General features: G+C 38.0%; 27 protein-coding genes, 20 tRNA genes, 1 rRNA gene and 1 riboswitch. Of the genes, 6 read left to right on the forward strand and 42 right to left on the reverse strand.

Going from position 1 to position 24,950, the window contains the following annotated elements; genetic code table 11:
• Positions 1-24: 24 nt before the first annotated feature.
• From ACIQX2_RS11820 to ACIQX2_RS11855, 8 genes are all read right to left on the reverse strand, one after another.
• Entirely contained in the window at positions 25-960 is a 936-nt protein-coding gene (locus ACIQX2_RS11820; protein WP_402850406.1) for an ABC transporter permease subunit, read from the reverse strand.
• The gene (locus tag ACIQX2_RS11825; RefSeq protein WP_402850409.1) at positions 953-1,858 is read right to left on the reverse strand and encodes an ABC transporter ATP-binding protein; all 906 of its coding nucleotides are present in this window, start codon (positions 1,856-1,858) and stop codon (positions 953-955) included. Before ACIQX2_RS11825 ends, ACIQX2_RS11820 begins: the two co-directional genes overlap by 8 nt.
• A complete protein-coding gene (locus ACIQX2_RS11830; protein ID WP_402850412.1) occupies positions 1,859-2,560 on the reverse strand; it encodes an ATP-binding cassette domain-containing protein in 702 nt (233 codons plus the stop codon).
• Positions 2,557-2,922, reverse strand: coding sequence for a GntR family transcriptional regulator (locus ACIQX2_RS11835; protein WP_402850415.1), 366 nt, complete (start codon positions 2,920-2,922; stop codon positions 2,557-2,559). Before ACIQX2_RS11835 ends, ACIQX2_RS11830 begins: the two co-directional genes overlap by 4 nt.
• A complete protein-coding gene (locus ACIQX2_RS11840) occupies positions 2,919-3,686 on the reverse strand; it encodes a hypothetical protein (protein WP_402850418.1) in 768 nt (255 codons plus the stop codon). The genes ACIQX2_RS11835 and ACIQX2_RS11840 overlap by 4 nt, the downstream gene beginning before the upstream one ends.
• A gap of 198 nt (positions 3,687-3,884) precedes the next feature.
• Positions 3,885-4,208: an ArsR/SmtB family transcription factor gene (locus ACIQX2_RS11845; protein WP_402850420.1), complete on the reverse strand. Its 324-nt coding sequence runs from the start codon at positions 4,206-4,208 to the stop codon at positions 3,885-3,887.
• Entirely contained in the window at positions 4,208-4,630 is a 423-nt protein-coding gene (locus tag ACIQX2_RS11850) for an SRPBCC family protein (protein WP_402850423.1), read from the reverse strand. The genes ACIQX2_RS11845 and ACIQX2_RS11850 overlap by 1 nt, the downstream gene beginning before the upstream one ends.
• 136 nt (positions 4,631-4,766) lie before the next feature.
• Positions 4,767-5,558, reverse strand: a complete 792-nt coding sequence (locus ACIQX2_RS11855; RefSeq protein WP_093060307.1) for an alpha/beta hydrolase — start codon at positions 5,556-5,558, stop codon at positions 4,767-4,769.
• 109 nt (positions 5,559-5,667) lie between these two features.
• On the opposite strand from ACIQX2_RS11855, the gene ACIQX2_RS11860 reads away from it, so the two are divergent.
• Positions 5,668-6,180 carry a gamma carbonic anhydrase gene (locus ACIQX2_RS11860; RefSeq protein WP_402850426.1) on the forward strand — a complete coding sequence of 171 codons (513 nt, stop codon included), beginning with the start codon at positions 5,668-5,670 and terminating at the stop codon, positions 6,178-6,180.
• 181 nt (positions 6,181-6,361) lie between these two features.
• On the opposite strand, the gene metK is transcribed toward ACIQX2_RS11860, so the two are convergent.
• Positions 6,362-7,558, reverse strand: a complete 1,197-nt coding sequence (gene metK, locus ACIQX2_RS11865; RefSeq protein ID WP_402850429.1) for a methionine adenosyltransferase — start codon at positions 7,556-7,558, stop codon at positions 6,362-6,364.
• 238 nt (positions 7,559-7,796) lie between these two features.
• Positions 7,797-7,912: riboswitch (SAM riboswitch) on the reverse strand.
• 193 nt (positions 7,913-8,105) lie between these two features.
• Here metK and pckA point away from each other — a divergent pair.
• Positions 8,106-9,692 carry a phosphoenolpyruvate carboxykinase (ATP) gene (gene pckA, locus ACIQX2_RS11870; RefSeq protein ID WP_402850431.1) on the forward strand — a complete coding sequence of 529 codons (1,587 nt, stop codon included), beginning with the start codon at positions 8,106-8,108 and terminating at the stop codon, positions 9,690-9,692.
• A 175-nt stretch (positions 9,693-9,867) separates the two neighbouring features.
• On the opposite strand, the gene ACIQX2_RS11875 is transcribed toward pckA, so the two are convergent.
• The 7 genes from ACIQX2_RS11875 to ACIQX2_RS11905 form a co-directional block, all read right to left on the reverse strand.
• Positions 9,868-10,317: a hypothetical protein gene (locus ACIQX2_RS11875; RefSeq protein ID WP_402850434.1), complete on the reverse strand. Its 450-nt coding sequence runs from the start codon at positions 10,315-10,317 to the stop codon at positions 9,868-9,870.
• Between the two features lie 2 nt (positions 10,318-10,319).
• Positions 10,320-11,105: an alpha/beta hydrolase family protein gene (locus ACIQX2_RS11880; RefSeq protein ID WP_402850437.1), complete on the reverse strand. Its 786-nt coding sequence runs from the start codon at positions 11,103-11,105 to the stop codon at positions 10,320-10,322.
• Positions 11,086-11,559, reverse strand: a complete 474-nt coding sequence (locus tag ACIQX2_RS11885; protein WP_402850440.1) for an NUDIX domain-containing protein — start codon at positions 11,557-11,559, stop codon at positions 11,086-11,088. The genes ACIQX2_RS11880 and ACIQX2_RS11885 overlap by 20 nt, the downstream gene beginning before the upstream one ends.
• An 84-nt stretch (positions 11,560-11,643) precedes the next feature.
• Positions 11,644-11,805, reverse strand: a complete 162-nt coding sequence (locus ACIQX2_RS11890) for a hypothetical protein (RefSeq protein WP_402850443.1) — start codon at positions 11,803-11,805, stop codon at positions 11,644-11,646.
• Positions 11,802-12,137, reverse strand: a complete 336-nt coding sequence (locus tag ACIQX2_RS11895) for a transposase (RefSeq protein WP_402850446.1) — start codon at positions 12,135-12,137, stop codon at positions 11,802-11,804. Before ACIQX2_RS11895 ends, ACIQX2_RS11890 begins: the two co-directional genes overlap by 4 nt.
• A gap of 66 nt (positions 12,138-12,203) precedes the next feature.
• Positions 12,204-12,383 (reverse strand): YjfB family protein, encoded by a 180-nt coding sequence (locus ACIQX2_RS11900; protein WP_402850449.1) that lies wholly within the window; start codon positions 12,381-12,383, stop codon positions 12,204-12,206.
• A 61-nt stretch (positions 12,384-12,444) separates the two neighbouring features.
• Complete coding sequence (locus tag ACIQX2_RS11905) at positions 12,445-12,909, reverse strand: Dps family protein (protein WP_402850452.1); 465 nt, start codon at positions 12,907-12,909, stop codon at positions 12,445-12,447.
• Positions 12,910-13,011: 102 nt separating this feature from the next.
• Here ACIQX2_RS11905 and ACIQX2_RS11910 point away from each other — a divergent pair, with 102 nt between their 5' ends.
• From ACIQX2_RS11910 to ACIQX2_RS11920, 3 genes are all read left to right on the forward strand, one after another.
• Positions 13,012-13,134 (forward strand): hypothetical protein, encoded by a 123-nt coding sequence (locus tag ACIQX2_RS11910; protein WP_402850455.1) that lies wholly within the window; start codon positions 13,012-13,014, stop codon positions 13,132-13,134.
• 3 nt (positions 13,135-13,137) lie between these two features.
• Positions 13,138-13,371, forward strand: a complete 234-nt coding sequence (gene yidD / locus ACIQX2_RS11915) for a membrane protein insertion efficiency factor YidD (RefSeq protein WP_402850458.1) — start codon at positions 13,138-13,140, stop codon at positions 13,369-13,371.
• 101 nt (positions 13,372-13,472) lie between these two features.
• Positions 13,473-14,453 carry a metal ABC transporter solute-binding protein, Zn/Mn family gene (locus ACIQX2_RS11920; RefSeq protein WP_402850461.1) on the forward strand — a complete coding sequence of 327 codons (981 nt, stop codon included), beginning with the start codon at positions 13,473-13,475 and terminating at the stop codon, positions 14,451-14,453.
• 325 nt (positions 14,454-14,778) lie between these two features.
• On the opposite strand, the gene ACIQX2_RS11925 is transcribed toward ACIQX2_RS11920, so the two are convergent.
• The 5 genes from ACIQX2_RS11925 to ACIQX2_RS11945 form a co-directional block, all read right to left on the reverse strand.
• A complete protein-coding gene (locus ACIQX2_RS11925) occupies positions 14,779-16,197 on the reverse strand; it encodes an o-succinylbenzoate--CoA ligase (protein ID WP_402850464.1) in 1,419 nt (472 codons plus the stop codon).
• Between the two features lie 116 nt (positions 16,198-16,313).
• Entirely contained in the window at positions 16,314-17,132 is an 819-nt protein-coding gene (menB, locus tag ACIQX2_RS11930; RefSeq protein ID WP_093060293.1) for a 1,4-dihydroxy-2-naphthoyl-CoA synthase, read from the reverse strand.
• Positions 17,129-17,956 (reverse strand): 2-succinyl-6-hydroxy-2,4-cyclohexadiene-1-carboxylate synthase, encoded by an 828-nt coding sequence (menH, locus tag ACIQX2_RS11935; protein WP_402850467.1) that lies wholly within the window; start codon positions 17,954-17,956, stop codon positions 17,129-17,131. The genes menB and menH overlap by 4 nt, the downstream gene beginning before the upstream one ends.
• On the reverse strand, positions 17,944-19,656 hold the full coding sequence (menD, locus tag ACIQX2_RS11940) for a 2-succinyl-5-enolpyruvyl-6-hydroxy-3-cyclohexene-1-carboxylic-acid synthase (protein ID WP_402850470.1): 1,713 nt from the start codon (positions 19,654-19,656) through the stop codon (positions 17,944-17,946). Before menD ends, menH begins: the two co-directional genes overlap by 13 nt.
• Positions 19,649-21,010 (reverse strand): isochorismate synthase, encoded by a 1,362-nt coding sequence (locus ACIQX2_RS11945; protein ID WP_402850473.1) that lies wholly within the window; start codon positions 21,008-21,010, stop codon positions 19,649-19,651. Before ACIQX2_RS11945 ends, menD begins: the two co-directional genes overlap by 8 nt.
• Before the next feature lie 152 nt (positions 21,011-21,162).
• On the opposite strand from ACIQX2_RS11945, the gene ACIQX2_RS11950 reads away from it, so the two are divergent.
• Positions 21,163-22,074 carry a 1,4-dihydroxy-2-naphthoate polyprenyltransferase gene (locus tag ACIQX2_RS11950; RefSeq protein WP_402850475.1) on the forward strand — a complete coding sequence of 304 codons (912 nt, stop codon included), beginning with the start codon at positions 21,163-21,165 and terminating at the stop codon, positions 22,072-22,074.
• 864 nt (positions 22,075-22,938) lie between these two features.
• On the opposite strand, the gene ACIQX2_RS11955 is transcribed toward ACIQX2_RS11950, so the two are convergent.
• The 21 genes from ACIQX2_RS11955 to rrf form a co-directional block, all read right to left on the reverse strand.
• A tRNA-Glu gene (locus tag ACIQX2_RS11955) sits at positions 22,939-23,010 on the reverse strand.
• A 6-nt stretch (positions 23,011-23,016) separates the two neighbouring features.
• Positions 23,017-23,107, reverse strand: a tRNA-Ser gene (locus tag ACIQX2_RS11960).
• Between the two features lie 7 nt (positions 23,108-23,114).
• A tRNA-Asn gene (locus tag ACIQX2_RS11965) sits at positions 23,115-23,189 on the reverse strand.
• A gap of 4 nt (positions 23,190-23,193) precedes the next feature.
• Positions 23,194-23,270, reverse strand: a tRNA-Ile gene (locus ACIQX2_RS11970).
• A 6-nt stretch (positions 23,271-23,276) separates the two neighbouring features.
• Positions 23,277-23,350 (reverse strand) — tRNA-Gly (locus ACIQX2_RS11975).
• Positions 23,351-23,357: 7 nt separating this feature from the next.
• A tRNA-Phe gene (locus ACIQX2_RS11980) sits at positions 23,358-23,433 on the reverse strand.
• Positions 23,434-23,538: 105 nt separating this feature from the next.
• Positions 23,539-23,614 (reverse strand) — tRNA-Asp (locus ACIQX2_RS11985).
• Between the two features lie 3 nt (positions 23,615-23,617).
• Positions 23,618-23,692: transfer RNA gene (locus ACIQX2_RS11990), tRNA-Met, on the reverse strand.
• Between the two features lie 37 nt (positions 23,693-23,729).
• A tRNA-Ser gene (locus ACIQX2_RS11995) sits at positions 23,730-23,822 on the reverse strand.
• Between the two features lie 10 nt (positions 23,823-23,832).
• Positions 23,833-23,909 (reverse strand) — tRNA-Ile (locus ACIQX2_RS12000).
• Between the two features lie 6 nt (positions 23,910-23,915).
• Positions 23,916-23,989, reverse strand: a tRNA-Met gene (locus ACIQX2_RS12005).
• A gap of 25 nt (positions 23,990-24,014) precedes the next feature.
• Positions 24,015-24,090 (reverse strand) — tRNA-Ala (locus ACIQX2_RS12010).
• Between the two features lie 12 nt (positions 24,091-24,102).
• Positions 24,103-24,179 (reverse strand) — tRNA-Pro (locus ACIQX2_RS12015).
• Between the two features lie 5 nt (positions 24,180-24,184).
• Positions 24,185-24,261: transfer RNA gene (locus tag ACIQX2_RS12020), tRNA-Arg, on the reverse strand.
• 15 nt (positions 24,262-24,276) lie between these two features.
• A tRNA-Leu gene (locus tag ACIQX2_RS12025) sits at positions 24,277-24,365 on the reverse strand.
• 15 nt (positions 24,366-24,380) lie between these two features.
• Positions 24,381-24,455 (reverse strand) — tRNA-Gly (locus tag ACIQX2_RS12030).
• A gap of 17 nt (positions 24,456-24,472) precedes the next feature.
• Positions 24,473-24,557 (reverse strand) — tRNA-Leu (locus ACIQX2_RS12035).
• A 26-nt stretch (positions 24,558-24,583) separates the two neighbouring features.
• A tRNA-Lys gene (locus ACIQX2_RS12040) sits at positions 24,584-24,656 on the reverse strand.
• A 7-nt stretch (positions 24,657-24,663) separates the two neighbouring features.
• Positions 24,664-24,739 (reverse strand) — tRNA-Thr (locus ACIQX2_RS12045).
• A gap of 15 nt (positions 24,740-24,754) precedes the next feature.
• A tRNA-Val gene (locus tag ACIQX2_RS12050) sits at positions 24,755-24,830 on the reverse strand.
• 25 nt (positions 24,831-24,855) lie between these two features.
• Positions 24,856-24,950, reverse strand: a 5S ribosomal RNA gene (rrf, locus tag ACIQX2_RS12055); the annotation flags it as partial.

Raw genomic sequence — 24,950 nt, forward strand, 5'->3', positions numbered from 1 at the left:
CAAATTATAACACAAAAAGTCTACCTATGCTTTAACATCTCTTTTAATAAACGTCATAAAGCTTAAAACCAAAAAGACTATGGCATAAATAAGGAGCACTGTTAAAGACATAAATAAAGTTGTTTCTTCTACAAAAAATTCTTTTCTGAGATGCTGTGTTAAGTCAGAATGCGTTAACCATATATACTCTACAGGTATATACTTTTGTAAGAGCATTATAATCATTGGTCCCATCATTAAAAATAGCATGGATAAAGCTATAGCAATGGAAGGTGAACTAAATACCGTTCCGATAAAGAATGCAAATAGTATGGACATGGTGAAATCTCCTAAGGAGTACACATACGTTAAGAATATATCATTCATCGTGTTTGTTTGCTGCACAACACCATCAACAATAGTTAGATCGACACCAGTAGCAGTTCCAAATAAAATAAATCCAATTACTGTTGTGAGAATAATCGTTACTATTATTAAAGTAATACCAAACAAGAATATCGTTATTAGTTTAGAAGCTAACACTTTAAATCGGGAAACCGGTCGTGTTAAAAGCATTTTAATCGTACCATCTGTATATTCCTGCGATACAATGGATGCTCCAGGAATAACCGTTAACAATGTAATAAGCACCATAATGGATGCACCAAATGCCATATTACCTTCCATACTCTGGTTCACTTGAGGTGCTGCATTATTGTCTAAGCGATACTGCGCCATCAGCTTTTGATCCTCAAACATCTGGATGGACCATTCATCAAGGTCAGGAGTTTGAAGCTGAGTATTGGCATCATTGATCATAGCTTGCTGTTCCTGTTTCCAATCAGAGTTTTTTACATCTTCCATAAATACTTTATCGAGAACACCGACACCAACAATAACTAATAATAAAATAACTAAAATTGCCCATGTGCTTTTTTTATGCCATAATTTCATCCATTCATTCCGTATCAACTTAAACAATTTGACCGCCTCCTGTCATTTGAAGGAACTGCTCTTCAAGCGTTTCATGCACGGCTGATATAGCAAAAATTTGAACCTGTTGTGCGACTAGTTCCTTGATAAGACTTGGTACCTTCTCCTCTATTAATTCAAGTAAAAATACTCCCTCGTGCGATGTAAATATATAGCCATTTGAACTTAGATAGTTTTCTACTACCTCTGCTGGCTCTGCTTTAAGCTGCATACGTGTCTTGTCATCACCTTGAATCATGCGTTCATCAATCAGCTTCCCGTTTTGAATAACAACTACACGGTCACACATTAACTCTATTTCTGATAACAGATGACTAGATACGAAAATAGAAACGTTATTTTCCTGAGCAATTTTACGAAGATACGTACGGAATTCACGAATTCCCGCAGGATCTAAACCATTCGTTGGTTCATCCAATATTAAAAACTTCGGATCATGTAGTAATGCTTGTGCTAATCCCAATCGCTGACGCATTCCTAATGAATAAGTCGAAACCTTCTCGTTAATTCGCTTAGTTAGACCTACTTGATTAACTACTTCATCAATGCGTGCCTTTGTTACACCAATATGCATTCTGGAAAAATGAAGTAAGTTTTTATAACCAGACATATACTTATACATTTCTGGATTTTCAACGATTACTCCAACATTTGCAATCGCTATTTCGTACTCATCTGCAATAGAGGCACCCTCTATTTCAATAGACCCGCTAGTTAGATGCATAAGACCCGTCATTAAACGAATGGTAGTGGTCTTTCCAGCACCATTCGGTCCTAAGAATCCAGTAATCTGCCCTGGAAAAAGATCTAATGACACATCATCAATTATTGTTTTTCTTTTAATAATTTTGGTAACATTTTTTAATTGTACAATTGGAGTAGACATTTACTTCACCTTCTCTTTCGTTACATTTTTCATCCAGCTCACTGCATCCTGATTGGTTTCAAAGCGGATCGATTCTAACTCATCCTGAGCAATTACTCTACCTTCCTTTAAAACTATTAGTTGGTCTAGTATTGGTTCTACTTCATGCAATTCATGGGTAGATAAAATAATTGATTGCTCCTCTACATTAGTAAATCGGATGAGTCCCTTTATAAGGGACTCACGCACGATTGGATCTAACCCTGAAAATGGCTCATCCATCACATAGTACGATGTGTTTCTACCAAGAGTAGCCGCCATTTTTGCTCTACCACGATTCCCTTTAGAAAGCTTTTTCAATTTTACATGAACATCTACTTCTAAAAAACTGGCTACCTCTAATGCCTTCTGCAAAGAAAAATCCTGAAATTGAGATGCATAAAATGCGAAAAGCTCCTTCGTTGTATAAAAACTATAAAACAAATCCGTATCAGGTAAATACGCAATGTCAGTTGAATGTATCCTAGATAAGGACTCCTTATGAATGGAAATAGTTCCCTTTCGAGGTCTTTGTATACCAGCAATTATTTTTAATAACGTCGATTTACCACTTCCATTTTCGCCTGCTATACCTATTGTCTGCCCTACTGGAAATGAAAGTGATATATCCGTAAGTACTTCCTGTCTTTGGTAATTAAACGAGACGTGTTGAAGTTGAATCATTTTGTCTCTTCCTTTCTCTGCAATATTTGAACTATCTCCTCTTTCGAAAAACCAAATGCTGCAATAGATTGAAGAAACTGATCAACCAATTTTACTTTCATATTCTCTCGTAAATGCAAAATACGCTCTTCATCTATTGTGATGAATGTGCCTTGACCACGTTTCGTCTCGGTTAGTTCCATCGATTCAAGCTCCTTATATACACGATGAACGGTGTTGACATTAACACCAACCTCCAATGAATATTCTCGAACAGATTGCATTCTATCTCCCGGCTGTAGGTTTCCTTTCAGGATATCCCCGCAAATTATATCAACTAGCTGGCTATAAATAGGCTTATCACGAGTGAAATCCTGCGTCATCTCGTAATCACCCTCTCCAACCATTTACAAATCGCCCAAAATAACAATACAAAAATTATCCAGTAAAACAATTCCTCTACAATATATATAGAATCTAACTCCACGATAAAATTACTTATTGTAATAATAGGTAAATAACCTTCTAAGAATTCTAAAGATATTTCACCTTGATTCAGTAGCTTATCAATTGAAAGAAAACCAAATAGTTTCGGTAAAAAACTAATTATTAAAATGAATACTACTACCGTAGCAATAAGTGAAAATTTACCGACCCAATATTTACCTTCTAAATAAATTGTCCAGAAGAATAACCAAATAATACTTACAAAGATGCCGACAAATAACATTATTACTAATAATAAGAGCTGTAAAATAAGAAGATTCGTAAAGCTACCTAAAAGCACATCTGACATGAAATATATACCTGTTGAAGTGATGACAATATTTCCAACAAAATATATAGCTAAGCTAAACATAAATTTTGCACCAATCAATATGTGCATAGAATGAGGATTATGCAGCCACATATCTTTTTTCCCATGGTCGGTATTTAACGAATTATTAAACTGAACTAAGTGATTAACAATACTAAAGCCTAACATTAAAAACATTAAAACCAGTCTAATTTCCTGAATGGGTACCTCGGTTATTAAATATCTTCCCAATATTATCGGAAGAATTAATACACCCCCAATACCCATTATTGTTGAACCTAAAAGCCATGACTTATAAATCATCCATTCTTTCAACAATAATCCTTTCAATTTTCCATCTCCTTTTTTGTCATCAACTTCGTCATAGTGTATTCGTGTACTAGTTATATATTACACTAATACTATATAATAAATTATTTTAATTTTCAACCATTTCATCTGATTGAAATGTACTTTTGAATTGCGTATTAAACAAAATGAAACTAACCCCGTCAATAACGCTGACGGGGTTGAAATTTTTATTATTTATTATTCTTCATTTTCAACTAAGAACTTTAACTTAGAAAGTTTGTTATTCCAGAACTGTTCATAATAGTCGAGCCACTGTTTAACTTCCGTCAGTGGCTCTGGCTTTAAATAATACACTTTTTCTCTCCCTAACTTTTGACCAGTGACTAGACCTGCTTCAGTTAACACATTTAAATGCTTAACAATTGCAGTTCTACTCATATCATAATGGGAAGAAATTTCCGCAATGGACCTCTGTTTGCTTGCTAGCAGTTGTAGGACATCTCTCCTTGTGGGATCTGCAATTGCTTGAAAAACATCCACCTTTTTAGTTGCTTCGTTCATTAAGCTTCGACAACTTGCTTAAATTTGTTTTGTACAATTCCAATCCATCCTTGTTCCATCTTGCTATGCACGGCCGAGTTAGGTAATTTTGCTTTCGAAACGATAGAGTCTCCATCCTTCCAGCCACCATGTATTAAGGTGAATTCAGTTTGAGCACCATTTTCCTTCAAAAGAAATGTTACAAACCATCCATCTGTGTCCCATTGGAATGACAGTTTGTGTGGCTCGTCAATTTCAAGCACCTTACAAGGCGATGGTCCAAATGGGGACTGGATAGTAAATTCGTATCCCTCCTGCGCTTGAAAATCATTAGGCATAAACCATGCTGAGATTCCTTCTGCAGTTGAAACATAATCCCATACCTTTTGAATTGGCGCTTCTACTAAAACTGTTTGCGTAATATCAGGTAAATTTTCTTTCATCATATATAGCTCCTTTTCAAATCAAATATGTAACCCTTAGGTGTTATATTATATATAACCAAAAGGTGTTATGTCAATATGTCTTATTTCCCCTCACAAAAAATCCCATCTACTGAATCGAGATGGGATTATAAATTCAAACAATATAGCCGATGTCGGTTAGTACATTATTGATGAATGATTGTGAATACGTAAAAATTTCTTCTCGCTCTGGTTCTTGATAGAGGTCATGAAAACAATTTTTCCATTCTTTATATTGATACTCAGAAAGCTCCTGTTTCTTCAGCCAACTTGCTGCAGCATTTGTATCGGTAACTTTATCCCGCTCCCCTGTCATAACAAGAATTGGCTTGTTTGGTATAGAGATGGTCGATTGATTTACCGATTTTAAAAGCGCTTGGAGTTCCTTGTACCATTCAGTTGAAATGAACGATTTATAAGTTGGATCTGAGACGAATTGTTGGAACACTTCATAGTTTCTCGTTAAATCATTTAAATGGATATCATGGTTTATTTTCTGGGGTACTGATAGTTTTGCCAATGCATTCGTCCATTTCGAAGGTAGCTTTTGAAGCTGGAACCAAGGAGAAGTTAGTATTACACCTGCATATTCAATATCAAGCTTACGTAGGACTTTTACTAGTAAGGTCGCTCCTAAGCCATGACCGATCAAAAAAATCGGAAGATCGTACGTAACAGCAACTTGCAACGCTTGTTTAATGTAGTTCTTGTACAAATCGAAGGATTCATCGTGCATCGTTTTTGATTTTTTTAGTTCTCCATGTCCTGGCAAATCACCCATCACGATATGATAGTTGGAGCTTCTTAATTTTTCTATTAACCAAGCATACCTTCTATGATGCTCGTAGGCACTATGAACAATAACGATCACTGCTTTAGGCTTTCCTTCTGTTTCCCATTTCCACATTTAAACAAACCTCTTTTCTTTCCTTGCAATTTCATGGTATTTCGTTTCTTTCGTGGTGTTTGTCTGATACGATTAATTATATTCTAACTTCAAAAGGAGCGGTTGCAAAATGATTTACCCCTACAAAGATAAAACTCCCATTATTGACGCCTCAGCTTTTATAGCTGATTATGTCACAATAACAGGTGATGTGACAATCGGTCCAGAGACTACAATTTGGTTTAATACGGTAATTAGAGGTGATGTTGCTCCTACTATTATTGGAAGTAAGGTTAGTATACAGGATTTAAGCTGTTTACATCAAAGCCCAAACAAAGCTCTAATAATAGAAGATGAAGTGACTATAGGACATCAAGTGACGTTACATAGCTGTATAATACGTAAAGGTGCATTGATAGGAATGGGGTCAATTATTTTAGATGGTGCCGAAATTGGGGAAGGTGCATTTATTGGAGCCGGAAGTCTTGTACCACCTGGTAAAAAAATACCTCCAAATTCATTAGCACTAGGGAGCCCTGCAAAAGTCGTACGAGACCTAAATGACGAGGATAAAGCGGATGTTCAAAGAATTATCCGAGAATATGTAGAAAAAGGACAATATTATAAATCGCTTCAGAAGTAAATAATCGTACCGTTTGTTTGTGTGGATTGATTGATTTTCGTCTTGGTCGATCGATTTTGCACCTGATTGAGTGATTATTAGCTCTTATCGATCGATTCAATGTCATCATTGATCGTTCGCTTAATATTCACCATTGAAAAAAGGCTTTCCGTCATAGGAAAGCCTTTTTTGTTCATACTACTTATAATCCAGCCATTTGTTTTAATTCTGCAGCTTTGTCTGTTTGTTCCCATGGTACATCAATGTCTGTACGACCAAAATGACCATAAGCAGCTGTTTGTTTGTATATTGGACGGCGAAGGTCTAGCATTTTAATAATTCCTGCTGGACGTAGGTCGAATAGTTCGCGAATATACGAAACTAATTCAACTTCTTCTACCTTACCAGTACCAAATGTTTCAACAGCGATAGAAACTGGCTTAGCAACACCAATTGCATAAGCAAGTTGTACTTCACAACGATCTGCAAGACCAGCAGCAACAATGTTTTTAGCAACATAGCGTGCAGCATAGGCAGCAGAACGGTCTACTTTTGTTGGATCTTTGCCCGAGAAAGCTCCCCCACCATGACGTGCATATCCACCGTACGTATCTACGATGATTTTACGTCCTGTTAAACCAGCATCTCCCTGTGGTCCACCAATAACAAAGCGTCCTGTTGGGTTGATAAAGTATTTTGTATTTTCATCTATTAAATTTGCAGGAACAATCGGATTGATCACCACTTCTTTAATATCTTTTTGAATTTGTTCTAACGTAATTTCTGGATGGTGCTGAGTTGAAATAACAATTGTATCAATATGAACCGGGTTATTATTCTCATCATATTCTACAGTTACTTGTGTTTTACCATCTGGACGAAGATAGTCTAACGTCTCATCTTTACGAACTTGAGCTAATCGATGAGACAATTTATGCGCTAAACTGATTGGTAGCGGCATAAGTTCAGGTGTTTCATTACAAGCGTAGCCGAACATTAAACCTTGGTCTCCTGCTCCGATTGCTTCAATGTCAGAATCGCTCATGGAGCCTTCTCTAGCTTCTAAAGCTTGGTCCACACCTTGTGCAATATCAGCTGATTGTTCATCGATTGAAGTAAGCACAGCAGAAGTTTCTGAATCGAAACCATACTTAGCACGTGTATAGCCAATATCTTTTATAGTAGAACGAACTACTTTAGGAATATCTACATAAGTAGATGTTGTAATTTCTCCAGCAACTAATACTAGTCCTGTCGTAACACTCGTTTCACAAGCTACACGAGCATTTGGGTCTTCTGCTAAAATTGCATCTAGAATTGCATCGGAGATTTGATCACAGATTTTATCTGGATGACCCTCTGTTACTGATTCTGATGTAAATAATCGACGTTGTGTCATAGATTATTCCTCCTATATCCTGCGAGATTTCTCTCAAGAATTGATACGGTACTCATTCCCATGTCAAGCCATTCAAAATTCCATGCACTTTTAAAAGATATGATTTTTTGTGCATTGAAGTTAACTTGAAGCCGTTTCGGACTTGGCACACAAGGATAAAGGGCGATGTTCAATAAAAAAGCCCCTCACTCACGTAAATATACATGAGGAAAGGCATTAATATCATAAGCACCTTTCACTCTTATCAATCAAGGAATTTCACCTTGTCTCAGGTTTGGCACCTTTGTAATAATAAAAAATTACAGGTTGCCGGGTTTCATAGGGCCTGACCCCTCCACCAGCTCGGGATAAGAGTATCCGTTCAATTTATCATCATACGTAAGTCTGTAAAAGATGTCAACTATTTTTGTTTGTATTTTATACACAAAAGAAAAATTTTAAAGTAATTAGTATAGACTATTCACTCCAATGTGTTATACTAATTCACATATCTAGTAAAACTTCTTCTTTTTTAGAGGAAATATAAAAAAAGGATGGTATATTCAACATGAATTCAATCGATACTGTGAGTGAACTGAAAGAATTGTTAGCAGGTAATAACGTTAGCAGCCAATTGTCAGTGCCACAACTAGTGGAAAAAGCTACAACAAGAGGAGAAGCTGTTCTAACTTCTACTGGTGCAGTTAAAGCCGAAACAGGTAAATATACTGGCCGCTCTCCACAAGATAAGTATATAGTAGATGAAGCTATTTCAAAAGACAAAATCGATTGGGGCTCAGTAAACCAACCAATTTCTTCTGACGTTTTTGATGCATTATATAAAAAAATGACTGATTTCTTAAATAAGCAAGACGAAATCTTCGAATTTAAAGGATATGCAGGAGCAGATAAAGAATCTCGTCTAGGTATTCAAGTTATTAATGAATACGCTTGGCATAATCTTTTTGCTCATCAACTATTTATCCGTCCGACACAGGAAGAACTTGCAACACATACAACTGACTTCACTATACTTTCTGCACCTAACTTTAAAGCAGATCCAGCAGTAGATGGAACTAGTTCAGAAACGTTTATCATCGTATCTATGGAAAAACGCACGGTATTAATCGGTGGTACTGAGTATGCTGGTGAGATGAAAAAATCCATTTTCTCTATTATGAACTACTTATTGCCAGAACAAGACATTTTACCAATGCACTGCTCAGCAAATGTTGGGGATGATGGGGACGTTGCTTTGTTCTTCGGTTTGTCTGGAACAGGAAAAACGACTCTTTCTGCGGATGCAGGACGCAAATTAATCGGGGATGACGAGCACGGCTGGTCAGATAACGGTGTATTTAATATCGAAGGTGGTTGTTACGCGAAATGTATCGACCTAACGCGAGAAAATGAGCCCCAAATCTGGGATGCTATCACTTTCGGAACTGTATTAGAAAACGTTGTAGTAGATGCGGAAACACGCGTTGCTAACTATGCGGATAACTCATTAACAGAAAATACACGTGCTGCTTATCCAATTCAATATATCGATAATATTGTAGACCCATCTGTAGCAGGTCATCCAAATACAATAATATTCTTAACTGCTGATGCATTTGGCGTATTGCCTCCGATCAGTAAACTAACGAAAGAACAAGCAATGTACCATTTCTTAAGTGGATTTACATCGAAACTTGCTGGAACTGAGCGTGGAGTAACTTCTCCTCAACCAGTATTCTCTACTTGCTTTGGCTCACCTTTCTTACCATTGCATGCAACGGTATATGCAGAAATGCTTGGGAAGAAAATTGACGAACACGGCGCACAAGTATTCTTAGTAAACACTGGTTGGACTGGTGGAGAATACGGTGTAGGTAACCGCATGAAGCTTTCATACACACGTACAATGGTTCGTGCAGCAATTGATGGCAAACTAAACAATGTTGAAACAGCAACAGATGCAGTATTTGGTTTAGCGATTCCGACAGAAGTAGAAGGCGTTCCTTCAGAGGTACTAATTCCGCGTAATGCTTGGGAAGATAAAGAGGCATATGATCAAAAGGCAGCTGAGCTAGCTCAATCATTCCGTGAAAACTTTAAAAAGTTCGGAACAGTTTCAGAAGACATTTCGGTTCAAGGTGGACCATTATCTTAATAAAGTAAACATCAAAAGAGCCAAATTCTATTGAATTTGGCTCTTTTTAATAATTGTTTATTAAAATATATGATTATAGTATTACACCAGCAAAGCTTCCCCTCAATGCTTGCTTAGCCTACAGGAAATTCAACCCTCAACATGTGCTGTACTTATTAGCAGCATCCAATTAGCATTAATCACCATTAGTCGCATGGTATGAACTATTAACTAATTTCGGAAATATTTCTACAAACTTTTCCGCTTCCTCTTCATCAACCTTATATAGAATAATTTCTGAACCATAGTGTCCTATTTCCATCTGTTCCTCTCCATCTTCTTGGAAGAACATCGTAAACCACTTTAAGCCCCCCTTTGGATCAACAGAATAATTTCTAAAATAGAGCCTATTTTCATCCGTTAGATTAATAGTAACCACTTTCATCAATCCCTCTGTTTGAACAGAAACTGCTCGAGAGTTTAACTCTTCTAACACGTCTAGTTCCTCACTCCAACAATGGATGACTACCTCTTGGAATTCATTTGTATATTGATCCCACAAATCCTCCCAAAAACTAGTATCTATAGGAAACGAAGATTTTCCTTCAACACTCATTGCTTCTGTTGTTACTACTACATTACCCATTATTAAACCCCTCTCTGACTTTTCATCCAGTGACATGCATCTTTCACTACACGTCTATTTATTTTGCTCGGAAAAAAATGAGTGAAATCTGAATAGTACCAGGTTTCAACTGGTATACTATTCCCTATTAATGCCTGCTCTAAAACCTTTGCATGCTCAAAAGAGACATTTTTATCTTGATCACCATGTATTATAAGCATCGATACCTTCATTTCCTCTAGTCGAGGTAATACATCTCGCTGTTCGTATCCTAAAGGGTATTTAGTTGGGGTACCACCAATTACTCGTTTCATCATCTTACGCATGTCTAATCTTTCCTCATACGTTAAGTAAATATCGGAAACGCCAGCCCATGTAACTAATGAAGTAATATCATTGCGTAGTATTGCAACCCATAATGCCATAATTCCACCGCGTGAAAATGCAAATAAGTGAATCCGCTCTGGTATGCAATATTGCTTTAATATGTCTACCCCGTATATAGCATCCCAGCGGTCCTCTCCCGCAAATTCATCTCTTCCCTCACCACCACGGTTGCCTCGGTAATATGGTGCAAATACGATAAAGCCTTCAGAGGCAATTTGTGCAATTCGTGCGGGTCGAACCATACCAATGCTTTGCATACCACCTCGGCAATATAAAATCCCTTCGTAGCTTCCGGCCACTTTTGGTGAAGCTAACATTCCTTTAACTCGAAGACCACAAGACCAATATGTAATTTCTTTCAATACAATATGAGGATTTGGTGAAGGGTAATTCCGAACCCTTTCAATCGTTCCATTTTCCATCAATTTCATTCACCTTCTTTAAAATTGCTTTCATCCCATCGTCTTTCATATGGAAGCTTAAATTATCACTATGAGAAAGTTCTTCTTTGGATAACCAGATCGCTCCTTCTGTCTCAAAGCTTGTCTGTTCTTTATTAATATACCCAACTTCAGCTATATAAACAGTTTTACAAAAAGGGTTATTATCCAGGACCAGATACTCTGCAAACCACTCTAACTCCACTATATCTACATTCGTTTCTTCTTTTGTTTCCCGAATGGCTGCTTCAATTAATGTTTCCCCGTCCTCTACCTTACCACCTGGAAACTCCAATCCTCTAGTAGGATTCTTTGTCAGTAGCCATTTGCCTTTATGTTTTGCTAATATAAGTACATGCTCAGATGCAATTGAAAAGCTTCCATGTTGAAAGGATAGCTGTACTTGATAACCATTTAAATCCTGGAAAGAAATCATATCTGAATCTCCTTCGTTTTTTCTTAATTTTAGCATATGTATTCAAAAAGACTTAGCTCAAAAAGGAGCTAAGTCTTTGAGTATCTATTCTTTGTTAGGACCCAGTTTGTAATCTTCATTACCTTCTTCTCTATTCTGTGCAATATTCTGCTTTGACTTGTTTTGCGGAGATTGATTTAGAAGAGAACTAACATTTCGATACGTTACAGGATTTTCATTACCTTTTCTATTTAAATTCTTACTCATAATTGAACCTCCATTCTTCTTTGAAAATAAGGTAGCTGTTCGATAAAACGTTTAGACTCTTCCGAAGTGAATTCATGAATCCATGCATACACTTTTTTCAATCTTCTATCGTATTGATCATTTTCTCCATCCACATGATATGGCTTCACGGACATTGGTTCATGTGCTCGTAAAAAATTCCTACTTTGCACCGATTTCAGTTGATAGAAGAGTCTTTCAAATACTTTGATTTCATTTCTGGTAGCTGTTACTTCAAATTCCCATTGAGATTCATCGGGATAAGCGTATACTTGCTGACTCTTTACGGAGATATACACTTTGTATAAGGTCATTTTCACACATCCTTTTATAAAAGTTTGTGCTAAAAACTAAAAAACATGCGCCAGTGGCACATGTTTTTAAGCTTGAATATCTACAACTGATCCTTTATAAGGATGTGGAGCAGCTGCTTGAGGCATACCTTCTAACATTTCTACTGCTGCAATAGTTTCCATGTTCATCGCATTTTGTAAAACGCTCATTTGCACAGTTTGCTGTAACTGAAGTAAATTAGAAGACATAATGGAGTTAATATCCATAGAAATTCCTCCTTCATACCAAGCTTTATATCAGTAAACTTAAGCTATTATAAAGCGAAAATTATTTTTTTGCAGTATTAGAATTGGTATCTCCTAAAAATGCATTCAACATCCACTGATGTTTTTCCGTTTTTTGATAAATAGCATTTAAAATATCCTCTGTCATATCATCTTCATCTTTCGCAGCTTCGTCCATCCCTTTTTTAAGAGATTTCATGATTTTATCAAAATCATCCACTACAGCTTGTACCATTTGATCGGCTGACTCTTTACTCGAAGCTTCTTTTACTTCGGAAAGCTCTAAATGTTCTTTTAAAGTCGCAGTAGGTTGGCCACCTAAAGTTAATAAACGCTCTGCAATTTCATCCATATTAAGTGTAGCTTCGTTATATAACTCTTCGAATTTGGCGTGTAAAGTAAAAAATGACGGTCCCTTTACATACCAGTGGAAATTATGTAATTTAGTATACATAACTGACCATGTTGCTACTTGTTTATTTAGCTCTTTATTTAACGCTGCTGACATAAAATTGTCACTCTCCCTTTAAATATAGTTGCTTTCTCTTTTAATATACCTCTAATTTTCATACAATAAACATAACGATAAGTTAAACTGGAGTGAACAATAATGGTATTTTGGATCTTAGGAGCAGCAGCATTACTAAGTATTTTTGGCATTACCTTTTTATACAAGCTTTCAATGAATGATAAATACCCGAAAATTGATCCTAAACCTAAGGACGCTGAATAATTCATGAAACATATTATTATCTCTATTTTTCGTTTTTATCAAAAGTATATCTCTCCACTATCTCCACCTAGTTGTCGCTTTTACCCAACCTGCTCCCATTACGGAGTTGAAGCAGTTCAAAAACACGGTGCGATGAAAGGGAGTCTTTTGACTGTAAAAAGAATATCCAAATGCCATCCTTTTCATGAGGGTGGTATTGATCCCGTTCCTGATGAATGGCCTTTGAAAAAAAAATAATTCAAAGGCTATTTTTTCTTGCATTTTATTTGAAAGTCCTGTAATCTAATGAAGTTATCTTTTTTAAAGCGTAATCGTTACTATTTAGGAGAGTGAATTGATTGAAACGAATTATTATTGCAAGCATGCTATTTCTATTAATTTTCCTTGCAGCCTGTGGGAATAAGGAAGCAAATGAAGTGAACACAGAAAATGAAGAACAGCAAGTAAAGATATTTACAACCGTATATCCGCTACAATATTTTGCTGAGCGCATAGGTGGAGATTCTGTGAGAGTTTCTTCTATTTATCCTGCAGGAGCGAATGAACATACATTTGAGCCAACACAAAAGGATATGATGGCACTTGCTGATGCAGATTTGTTTTTTTACATAGGACTCGGCTTAGAAGGTTTTGTCGACAATGCTAAGAAGACATTGGAAGAAGAACATGTGAAGATGGTCGCTACAGTGGATGCCGTATCTGAAGATCAATTAGAAGAACCAGCTGACGTGCATACAGATGAATCTCAAGATCATAAGAATGAATCATTTGAAAATCATGAGGGACATGATCATGGTGATGTAGATCCGCATATATGGATGTCACCTAAAATTAGTCAAAGTCTTGCCCTCTCTATTAAAGACTCTTTAGTGGAGATTTCACCTGAGCAACAAGCGACTTTTGAAAAAAACTATGACGAGCTTATTAAAGAGCTTCAGACATTAGATGCAGGTTTTGAAGAAATGGCACATTCAGCAACAAGTAAAACATTTTTTGTTTCTCACGCTGCATTTGGTTACATAGCTAACACTTATGGATTGGAACAATTAGCTATCGCTGGACTAAATTCACAAGACGAACCATCTCAAAAGGAACTGACTAAATTAATTGATTTGGCGAAAGAAAAAAATATAAACTATATTTTATTTGAGCAAAATGTTTCATCTAAACTAACGGAAGTAATTCAACAGGAAATTGGAGCGGAAAGCTTAGTCCTACACAACCTTGGTGTATTATCTAAGGAAGATATGAATAATAAAGAAACCTATTTTACACTCATGAATAAAAACCTTGAGACATTGAGAACTGTTTTGAATTAATAATTAATCCTGTATATATCGTTTTCGAATACCGAGTGAATTTTTAAAGATGCTTGTTGGTTGGTGACGTCCGTCACCACCAACAAGCATCTTTTTTTCGGTAATCTTATGGCGTTTATCTTTCCGTCGCCCTGCTTCAACTGATACTCTCCTATTGATAGAGCAAGCTCACGAAGATACAATTTAGTTCGCTATTTGACTTCTTTATTTATTCAATATTTACTATTGCTCTTTATACCACTAGTAAGATACAAAATATATACTTACTTCATCTTTCACTGGATAATAGTATTTCTAATTCAAAATTTCTTATCTTTTTAAGCTATTATATTAACTTTAATAATTCTCTTCTTACCAATTTATTTGCACCGTTACGAGGTAGTTCATTTATAAAATGATATTCTTTTGGCAACTTGTAAGATGCAATCTGGGTCTTCATAAAAGCTCTTAGCTCATCTATAGTCACTTGCTCTTTTACTACGATAAATGCTATTGGGACCTGTCCCCATTTATCATCCTGGCGTCCTGTAACTCCCGCTTCAATAACGGCTGGATGTTTTACTAGTGCTTGCTCCAATTCTGCTGGATAAATATTTTCACCACCGGATATGATTAAGTCTGAGCGTCGATCAACAACGAACAAATATCCGTCCTCATCCAAATAACCAATATCTCCTGTGTGAAGCCAACCATCCGTGAGTGGTTTTTTAGTCTCAGCTGCTCCAATATATCCTTTTGTCACATGCGGTCCTTTAATACATATTTCTCCCATTTCCTCTTCTCCATCAATACGAACGTCTGCAAAGAAAAGTGGCTTACCGGCTGATCCTAATTTACGAATGGCATCCTCACTCGATAAAGTCGTAGTTTGTGAGGAAGTTTCCGTCATTCCATAAGTTTGTAGTACTGGTATATTTCTTTCAATCGCTCGTTCTAAATAAGCTAAAGGAACAGGACCTCCACCTACTAAAATCGACTGAAAGGAATCAGGAAAATACTCATTTCTATTTTCTAGAACCGATACGATCCGTTGAAGCATAACAGCTACTAAAGACATTCTAGTAGCTGATCCATCAAGTATTTCATCGACTACTTTTTCTGGATCAAATTTAGTATGGAGGCTTACCGTCATTCCATATAACACAGATCGCATAAGAATAGAAAACCCACTTATATGAAACAATGGTACTATACATAGCCAGCAATCATCCGGATGAATGCCTAAATGGAGTGCTGAACCAGTTGCATTCATCACATGATTTTCTAACGATTGCCGAACTCCTTTTGGTCTTCCTGTAGTACCTGATGTGTACATGATGGAAATGGTACGTTCTTTGTACCAATCGCTCTCTAAAGGATAAATTTTTCTCTCATGACTATGAACATCATAAAAAGAAATTCTTTGGCTATAGCTTATTTTTCTTTCATCATTATCTACAAGTAAAACATCCGGATTACTATCATGGAGCTGATAATTTAACTCTACTTCACTTAAACGTTCATTTAACATGACTAATTCACAGCCGAGTTGAAGGCAACCATGTATGGCAATTACTAGTTCTGCATTAGAACTTGATAAAATAGCTATTCTCCTACCTGGTTGAATTCCTTTCGCATGAAGTCTCTCTGCAAATTCATTAGCTTCTTTATAAAGTTGCTGAAATGTCCATACTTCTCCCTTAAAGCGTAAAGCAATGCGCTCTGGTGTTAGATGGGCACGTTTTAATAGTAAATTAGGAAACATGTTGTACTCCTTTTATGTTAAGCTCTTTCGTCTTATTATATATTTTACTTATGTCTATATTCTATGTAAAAAAGCTATCCCATAAGGATAGCTTTTTTACTCTCGTCATTCAGTAATCACGGAAAACGCGGGAATTGACCAAAATCTGGTTTACGTTTTTCTTTGAATGCATCTCGACCTTCTTTTGCCTCATCGGTTGTGTAATAAAGCAATGTTGCATCACCTGCTAATTGTTGAAGCCCTGCTAAACCATCCGTATCTGCATTCATCGCAGCTTTTAAGAAGCGAAGTGCAGTTGGACTCATTTCTAGCATTTCCTCACACCATTGAACAGTTTCATCCTCTAATTGTGCGTATGGAACTACCGTATTGACTAAGCCCATATCAAGTGCTTGCTGAGCATCGTATTGACGGCATAAATACCAAATTTCACGTGCTTTTTTATGTCCGATAATACGTGCCAAATAACCAGAACCATAACCAGCATCAAACGAGCCAACTTTAGGACCAGTTTGTCCAAATCTCGCGTTTTCAGCAGCAATTGTTAAATCGCAAACAACATGTAGAACATGTCCGCCACCAATTGCATAACCAGCTACCATTGCAACAACTGGTTTTGGAATCACACGGATCAGACGTTGTAAGTCTAGTACGTTTAAGCGAGGGATTTCATCTTCTCCTACATATCCACCATGTCCACGCACTTTTTGGTCTCCGCCTGAACAAAATGCGTGTTCACCTTCTCCTGTTAAAATAATGACACCAACATTTTTATCGTCACGAGCACGAGAAAATGCATCAATCATTTCCATTACTGTTTTAGGGCGAAATGCGTTACGCACTTCGGGACGGTTAATCGTTACTTTAGCAATTCCGTTATAAAACTCATACTTAATATCTTCATATGTATGTAGTGTTGTCCATTCGCGAGTCATCTTACATCCTCCTTTAAAATAATATCCTCTACTATTGTAGCAAACAATTCAGGATTTTCCACATGAATTGCATGACCTACAGCGTTAATTTCTTTATGAGCAACATTCTGGAGATACTTTTTCATCGTTTTCGCAAGCATGCTAAATTTTTCATCTAGCTCACCAGTTATTAAAAAAGTCGGTATGTCGATTTTTTCGAGCTTGTCCCAATAGGAAGGTTGTACACCGGTACTAAATCCACGCAGGCTATTAGCTAATCCTATTTCAGACCCTGCTAGCCGCTCCTGTCGTATCAGCTCCTTTTTCTCCAGTGACAATTTCTGCTGACTTTGGAATAATGGAATTCTCTCCCAAAAATCCACAAATGATGTGAGCCCATCCTCCAATATTCGATCAGCAAGCTGCTCATCTGATTGTTTTCTATTTAAACGTTCTACTTTATCAGTAAGACCTGGGGAACTACTTTCAAGGATGAGTCTTTTTACAGGATATTGGCTTGCATAAGCAAGAGCTAATCGGCCACCCATCGAATAACCAACTAGCGAAAAGTTTCTCCACTGAAGCTTCTGAAACAATGCATGTAAATCTGCTATCTGCTCCTCTACAGCATAACGGGCAAGGTTGATAGGCTTTGAAGTTTCTCCATGACCGATCAGATCGATGCTTAAGGTATCAAACGTATTGGGTAGATTCGAAATCACTTCATCCCAAGTATGTGTTGATCCCGTAAATCCATGTAAAAACACAATTTTATCCACTGCTCCATTATTATATCTATTGAAATGGATATCAATACCTCGGATATTAACTGTTATACTTTCCAAACCGAGTCCAGCTCCTTCGATATATCAGCCCATAACTTTCGATGCGTCTCTGTATTAACTTGTCTGTTTGTAAATACCTCGATAAGACGGATATCCTTCGACTTCTCCCCGGCAAGGGCTTCTTTAAAATCTTCCTTCGTGTGAACTGCGTTGTACTGAGCATTATACATAGCTGCTATATGGGAAAACTCAAGCCCTGTCGGAGTACCAAATAAATGCTCAAAGTAATTGGTTTCTGTCGATTGAGGTAAATAAGAGAAAATACCTCCCCCATCATTATTCATAACAATAATTGTCATATCACATCTATGGAATCTACTAACAATTAAACCGTTCAAATCATGTAAAAAAGCTAAATCTCCAATTAATAAATAACCGGGACGGTTTAATGCCGCTTGAGTTCCAAGTGCTGTAGAAACTACCCCGTCTATTCCATTAGTACCTCTATTTGCATAGAGCTGAATGTTCTTATTGGTTTTATTGAAAAAAGTATCTAAATCTCTTATTGGCATACTGCTACTAGCAAATAAAAATGACTTATCTGGTAAAGTGTCAAACAACACACCTGCTAATGCACCTTCATCTGTTTCCTTTTGAATATAGCTGTTTACATGATTGGTCGCAATTCTATTTGCTTTAGACCAAGAATCCAAATAAGTAGAAGCTGACTTTTCAACTGTTTTTATCCATAATGATTGAGCCTCCACTTGCACATGATGAGTGGCGATATGAAGAGAATCACGGTAAATAGGACTTTCATCTACAACTATATAGATTTCGGGCTTAAGAGCCTTTAAATAAAGCATTAACGGCTTAGAAACTGGTTGCGCACCAAAACGAATTACAATGTTTGGAGCTGCCACTTTCTGAAAAGCATCATTTTTGAGTATCGCATCGTATTGATCTATACATAAATCCAAACAATCAACAGGAATAGATGTCCGTAAATTTGATAGAGGATCTACTAGTACTGGCCACTGTACCATTTTTGCAAATTCCCAAAATCCTTCGGTAGCTTGAAGGGAATCTCCTACGATAATTATTCCTTTTGTTTCATTTTGAAGAATGTCATTATACCATGCTAAAAATTCCTCACTTGGTACTAGTTTACCTATTTCCGGTGCATGCATATTTACTGTTGGCGAGGATTTCTCCATATCAAGTAATAATGGCTCACGGAATGGTACGTTGATATGAACAGGTCCCATCGGAAAAGCTTTCGATGTAGATACCGCACGTAGAATATGGCGCTCTACAAAAGCTAAATTTGCATCGTCTTTTTCAGGTATAGGAAAGTCAACTGTCCATTTCACATGCTTGCCGAAAAGATGCAATTGATCAATCGCTTGAGGCGCTCCAACCTCGCGTAGCTCATGAGGACGATCAGCTGTAACGACCAATAAAGGTACACGAGCGTAAAATGCTTCAACTATAGCTGGAAAGAAATTTGCTGCAGCAGTTCCAGAAGTACATAAAAGTACAACAGGAGCTTTTTTTGCTTTTGCAATACCAAGAGCAAAATAACCAGCAGAGCGTTCATCTATTTGACGATAAAATTGAAAACACCCACTTTTAGCAAAAGCATAGGCTAACGGAGTAGACCTCGAACCTGGGCACATAACTACATCCTGAATACCTGCCTGTTTAATTGTTTCTACAAAGTGATTTACATAAGATGTTAAATACTCGATGTTAGTCATTCATATTTCCTCCAAGTGTTCGAAGCATTGGACGGAATTTCACTCGTGTCTCCTCAAATTCCTCTAAAGAGGATGATTCAGCAACAATTCCCCCACCTGCATATAAATAAGCATGTTCATTTTCCACTAAAGCAGAACGTATCCCAACAGCAAACTCGCCGTCCCCTTCAGCATTTATCCAGCCAATAGGTGCAGCATAATATCCACGATTCATCTGTTCAGATTCACGAATAATCTCAATAGCATCCTGACGAGGCTCCCCCCCTAATGCTGGAGTTGGATGTAAAGCCTGTACTAGCTCAAATAACGAAGAATCCTTTTTTAGATTCCCTTCTATCGGAGAATACAAATGCTGTATATCTCTGATTTTCATCAGCTTCGGTCTAGTTGGTACTTTAATATCCTCACAATATTGCTTAAATACTTTCTTTATCATTTCTACTACATATTTATGCTCACCTAAATTTTTGGAATCTGTTAATAATGAGTCTCCTAGCTCTTTATCCTCGAGTGAATTCTTCCCTCGTCTTATAGAACCCGCAAGCCCAGCAGATTGTGCTTTATTATTTTCCACTTTTACTAGGCGCTCTGGTGTTGCACCAACAAAGATTTTCTCACCCTTCTCTAAACCAAACAAATAACTTTCCGGTTGTTCCATTGAAGCATTGTATATTGCTGTGGCTGGAGAAAAATGATCGTTAAAAGTTAGTTTTAGTGACCTAGCAATTACTACCTTTTGTACTTCATCTTTTCTTATTCTCTTCGTTACATCCTCTACTGCTTGTAAATACTCTTCCTTCAATCGATCTTCTCGTTTAATCAGGGTAGGTTTAGCATGTTGCTTTAACTCTTTTACTTGAGCAGTGTGTATTAACGCATCTCTTTCTATACGGAGCTGTTCAAACGTTTCTGAGCTCTTAGCATCATCCGTTATATAGTGAATATTAACAAATGCTTGATCGTGTTGAATAACTAACTGAAACGTAGAGACAACAAAGAATGCAGAAGGAAATGTATCCCATTCCGACGAAACCTTATTTTTCGGATCAAACGCAAATCCACCAAAAAGAATTGGAGATACATCTGCTTTCTCCTTTAATGATGACTCGCAAAGTTCCCTCCATTTTCTTTCAATATCCTTGTATCTATTATCTTCTAAATTATTTGTAATAGTATGAGCATGTCCCAATCCTACTAAGGTTAACGTTTTCTCTTTGTTTTGCCAAAAATAACGTTTCCCTTTATATAACTCGTCCCCTGCTTCAAAGAATGCCTGAGCAGACAATCTTGAGACCTCTATAGTTTCCGTATAAAAACGGTATTTTGTATTAATGACACCGGTAGTTTTCGGCATAAATATGACCTCCGTTTAATAACTACTCTTTTTTATAGCTTCATTTATTTACTCTACACTTAATCATACATCTTTCTACACATTTCAGCACACATTTAGCCATAATTATATGCTAAAATTGATACTGGATTCTTTTAAAGGAGAGAAAAATTATGTCACACGAATTTCAAGCAGACAAAGGGTGGCGCGTTTGGTGGAAATTAACAAGACCACATACCCTAACTGCTTCATTTGCACCTGTGTTTTTAGGTACAATGATTGCCCTATACGAGGCTAAAATTGACTGGCTACTATTTATCGCTATGTTATTAGCTTGCCTACTTATACAGGCCGCTACAAATATGTTTAATGAGTATTATGATTTTGTACGAGGTCTCGATAGCGAGGAATCGGTTGGTATCGGTGGAGCTATTGTGCGTAATGGTGTTAAGCCTAACACTGTTATGAAACTAGCCCTATTATTATATATAATAGCTGCCATATTAGGAATATATATTTGTTATGAAACATCCTGGTTATTATTAGTAATAGGCGCTATTTCTATGGCAGTTGGATATTTCTACACAGGTGGTCCTTATCCTATTTCAAGTACTCCTTTTGGAGAACTATTTAGTGGATTATTTATGGGAATGCTAATTGTATTAATCGCAGTTTATATTCAAGTAGGTTCAGTGCCTATAGATGCTGTTTTGTTATCAGTACCAAGTGCGCTACTTGTTGCAGCTATAATGCTTTCTAATAATATTCGCGATTTAGTAGAAGACACTGTAGGCGGTCGAAAAACTATGGCTATCTTAGTTGGTCGCGACAAAGCTATCACTATTCTTGCATCTTATTTTGCAATCTCTTATTTATGGATTATCGGTTTAGTACTTTTACAAATAATCACTCCATGGAGTTTATTAGTCTTATTAAGTTTGAAGAAACCAATACATGCTATTAAATTATTTAAAAAAACAGAAAATCCAGTTCAGGTTGCACCAGCCATGAAAGACACCGCACTCACAAATACGATTTTTGTATTTCTATTAGGTATAGGTTTACTGATTGGCTTTTATCTTTAACATTAAAATAAAAACAGATGAGAGGTTATTTCCCTGCTCATCTGTTTTTGTTTATATAATGTATGCGAACCTAGTTTCCTTTCTATGCTCTAACCGATAGAACTTATACGCATTTCAACATAGGAAAAACCGGGCAATAAGACACCTAGTCCTTTATAGATCAAAACCTGGTTCTAGCGTTTTCGAAGAGCTTTGGACGGATGCTTTGCTTAGAATGATTTTTTAAGCGAGGCTGGTGTAACAGACGTCACAATCAGCCTCCTTTTTTTTCTGTAATTTTCCTACGTTAGTTTATCCGTCGCCCTCCTACAACTCTTAGAACCAGATTAGTGCGTTTCTGTATAACTAAAGAAAAGGTGCTTCCCATACATAGATGGAGCTCCCGAAGATGCAATTTCGTTCGCTATCTCGCTTCTTTATTTAACAAACACTTACTCTTTCTTTTTAGTTCGACTAGGTAAAAGAAATCAACTTTTTCATCCTTTTTTAAGCATAGCTTTAATGATTCAACAGATGGTTTTCGCTATATCTACTATAACTATGCTTAATTTTATTCTTGAGTACTACCCACTTTATTGATCTTCATTAAAGGTGCCGCCTTCGCCGGAGGTCAACAGGACGTTGTCACGTAGGCTTTGAGGCCACAGGTTGTGGGTTATGCAATCGTTGCGGCAGGACGCTACGAAATTTGATTGTCTTCCCTTTGAGAGGTGGCGCTCTTGGTCTTTGTTCCTTCAACTAAAACGGAAATCAGTAGCATTATTCATTCCTTCAAGTCCCATGAACCCATTATACACAAGAAACTTTTATTCTTTCTATTAAATAAAAAAAGATAACCAATGAATGGTTACCTTTTTTTGAGTATGACCCCTACGGGATTCGAACCCGTGTTACCGCCGTGAAAGGGCGGTGTCTTAACCGCTTGACCAAGGGGCCTATATATGGCGGAGAAGGAGGGATTTGAACCCTCGCGCCGGTTGCCCGACCTACACCCTTAGCAGGGGCGCCTCTTCAGCCACTTGAGTACTTCCCCATATATATGGCTCCGAAGGTAGGACTCGAACCTACGACCAATCGATTAACAGTCGATTGCTCTACCACTGAGCTACTTCGGAATAATGGTGGGCCTAAATGGACTCGAACCATCGACCTCACGCTTATCAGGCGTGCGCTCTAACCAGCTGAGCTATAGGCCCATTATTTGGAGCGGGTGAAGAGAATCGAACTCTCATCATCAGCTTGGAAGGCTGAGGTTTTACCACTAAACTACACCCGCAATACTATGGTGGCTCAGGACGGAATCGAACCGCCGACACAAGGATTTTCAGTCCTTTGCTCTACCGACTGAGCTACTGAGCCTCTTCAATTTAAATCAAGCTTATTATTAGGCTAAATCTTTAATTGATATGTATTAAGCTTTATATCTAAATAAATACTACATTCAGATATATACTATATAATAAATGGCGGTCCCGACCGGGATCGAACCGGCGATCTCCTGCGTGACAGGCAGGCATGTTAACCGCTACACCACGGGACCATTTGGTTGCGGGGACAGGATTTGAACCTGCGACCTTCGGGTTATGAGCCCGACGAGCTACCACTGCTCCACCCCGCGACGATAATAACTTTACAACTATAAACAATAAAATAAATGGAGGAGGAAGAGGGATTCGAACCCCCGCGCGGTATGACCCGCCTGTCGGTTTTCAAGACCGATCCCTTCAGCCGAACTTGGGTATTCCTCCGAGATATTGTTGGTGGACCTTGCAGGACTCGAACCTGCGACCGGACGGTTATGAGCCGTCTGCTCTAACCAACTGAGCTAAAGGTCCTTAAGATGGCGGCAGAGGGAGTCGAACCCACGACCTTTCGGGTATGAACCGAGTGCTCTAGCCAACTGAGCTACACCGCCAAGATTTTTAAACTAACTTTGTAAATGGTGGAGCCTAGCGGGATCGAACCGCTGACCTCCTGCGTGCAAGGCAGGCGCTCTCCCAGCTGAGCTAAGGCCCCAAAGTTAATAACTGGTCGGGAAGACAGGATTCGAACCTGCGACCCCTTGGTCCCAAACCAAGTGCTCTACCAAGCTGAGCTACTTCCCGTTATATGGTGCGCTCGGCAGGACTCGAACCTGCAACCTCTTGATTCGTAGTCAAGTGCTCTATCCAATTGAGCTACGAGCGCAATGTTTCATAAAAGTGGTGCCGAGGACCGGAATCGAACCGGTACGGTAGTCACCTACCGCAGGATTTTAAGTCCTGTGCGTCTGCCAGTTCCGCCACCCCGGCACTTTGATGAATCTTTGGAGCGGAAGACGAGGTTCGAACTCGCGACCCCCACCTTGGCAAGGTGGTGTTCTACCACTGAACTACTTCCGCTCGGTTATTAAATTCAATGGTGCGGGTGAAGGGAGTCGAACCCCCACGCCTTGCGGCGCTAGATCCTAAGTCTAGTGCGTCTGCCAGTTCCGCCACACCCGCAATGTATAACTCACTCTAAAAAGTGATGAGCCATGTAGGATTCGAACCTACGACCCTCTGATTAAAAGTCAGATGCTCTACCAACTGAGCTAATGGCTCTAAAAAATGGTGCCGGAGAAAGGACTTGAACCCTCAACCTACTGATTACAAGTCAGTTGCTCTACCAGTTGAGCTACTCCGGCAGGAGTAAAGTATTATGGTGGAGGATGACGGGCTCGAACCGCCGACCCTCTGCTTGTAAGGCAGATGCTCTCCCAGCTGAGCTAATCCTCCTGGGTAACTTATGTATTTATTGCAAGCCCAGCGACGTCCTACTCTCACAGGGGGAGACCCCCAACTACCATCGGCGCTGAAGAGCTTAACTTCCGTGTTCGGTATGGGAACGGGTGTGAC

It is taken from the genome of Psychrobacillus sp. NPDC096623, from assembly GCF_044762655.1.
Classification (GTDB): Bacteria; Bacillota; Bacilli; order Bacillales_A; family Planococcaceae; genus Psychrobacillus.

What these genes read in the sequence shown, in the direction of transcription:
- ACIQX2_RS11830 (WP_402850412.1), bottom strand. Translation starts at nt 2,560, where the DNA reads ATGATTCAACTTCAACACGTCTCGTTTAATTACCAAAGACAGGAAGTA.
- ACIQX2_RS11880 (WP_402850437.1), bottom strand. Translation starts at nt 11,105, where the DNA reads ATGGAAAATGGAACGATTGAAAGGGTTCGGAATTACCCTTCACCAAAT.
- ACIQX2_RS11900 (WP_402850449.1), bottom strand. Translation starts at nt 12,383, where the DNA reads ATGGATATTAACTCCATTATGTCTTCTAATTTACTTCAGTTACAGCAA.
- metK (WP_402850429.1), bottom strand. Translation starts at nt 7,558, where the DNA reads ATGACACAACGTCGATTATTTACATCAGAATCAGTAACAGAGGGTCAT.
- ACIQX2_RS11910 (WP_402850455.1), top strand. Translation starts at nt 13,012, where the DNA reads ATGGTATTTTGGATCTTAGGAGCAGCAGCATTACTAAGTATTTTTGGC.
- ACIQX2_RS11950 (WP_402850475.1), top strand. Translation starts at nt 21,163, where the DNA reads ATGTCACACGAATTTCAAGCAGACAAAGGGTGGCGCGTTTGGTGGAAA.
- yidD (WP_402850458.1), top strand. Translation starts at nt 13,138, where the DNA reads ATGAAACATATTATTATCTCTATTTTTCGTTTTTATCAAAAGTATATC.
- ACIQX2_RS11890 (WP_402850443.1), bottom strand. Translation starts at nt 11,805, where the DNA reads ATGAGTAAGAATTTAAATAGAAAAGGTAATGAAAATCCTGTAACGTAT.
- ACIQX2_RS11835 (WP_402850415.1), bottom strand. Translation starts at nt 2,922, where the DNA reads ATGACGCAGGATTTCACTCGTGATAAGCCTATTTATAGCCAGCTAGTT.
- ACIQX2_RS11905 (WP_402850452.1), bottom strand. Translation starts at nt 12,909, where the DNA reads ATGTCAGCAGCGTTAAATAAAGAGCTAAATAAACAAGTAGCAACATGG.
- pckA (WP_402850431.1), top strand. Translation starts at nt 8,106, where the DNA reads ATGAATTCAATCGATACTGTGAGTGAACTGAAAGAATTGTTAGCAGGT.
- ACIQX2_RS11895 (WP_402850446.1), bottom strand. Translation starts at nt 12,137, where the DNA reads ATGACCTTATACAAAGTGTATATCTCCGTAAAGAGTCAGCAAGTATAC.
- ACIQX2_RS11945 (WP_402850473.1), bottom strand. Translation starts at nt 21,010, where the DNA reads ATGCCGAAAACTACCGGTGTCATTAATACAAAATACCGTTTTTATACG.
- ACIQX2_RS11845 (WP_402850420.1), bottom strand. Translation starts at nt 4,208, where the DNA reads ATGAACGAAGCAACTAAAAAGGTGGATGTTTTTCAAGCAATTGCAGAT.
- ACIQX2_RS11825 (WP_402850409.1), bottom strand. Translation starts at nt 1,858, where the DNA reads ATGTCTACTCCAATTGTACAATTAAAAAATGTTACCAAAATTATTAAA.
- ACIQX2_RS11860 (WP_402850426.1), top strand. Translation starts at nt 5,668, where the DNA reads ATGATTTACCCCTACAAAGATAAAACTCCCATTATTGACGCCTCAGCT.
- ACIQX2_RS11925 (WP_402850464.1), bottom strand. Translation starts at nt 16,197, where the DNA reads ATGTTTCCTAATTTACTATTAAAACGTGCCCATCTAACACCAGAGCGC.
- ACIQX2_RS11885 (WP_402850440.1), bottom strand. Translation starts at nt 11,559, where the DNA reads ATGATTTCTTTCCAGGATTTAAATGGTTATCAAGTACAGCTATCCTTT.
- menB (WP_093060293.1), bottom strand. Translation starts at nt 17,132, where the DNA reads ATGACTCGCGAATGGACAACACTACATACATATGAAGATATTAAGTAT.
- ACIQX2_RS11850 (WP_402850423.1), bottom strand. Translation starts at nt 4,630, where the DNA reads ATGAAAGAAAATTTACCTGATATTACGCAAACAGTTTTAGTAGAAGCG.
- menD (WP_402850470.1), bottom strand. Translation starts at nt 19,656, where the DNA reads ATGACTAACATCGAGTATTTAACATCTTATGTAAATCACTTTGTAGAA.
- ACIQX2_RS11875 (WP_402850434.1), bottom strand. Translation starts at nt 10,317, where the DNA reads ATGGGTAATGTAGTAGTAACAACAGAAGCAATGAGTGTTGAAGGAAAA.
- ACIQX2_RS11855 (WP_093060307.1), bottom strand. Translation starts at nt 5,558, where the DNA reads ATGTGGAAATGGGAAACAGAAGGAAAGCCTAAAGCAGTGATCGTTATT.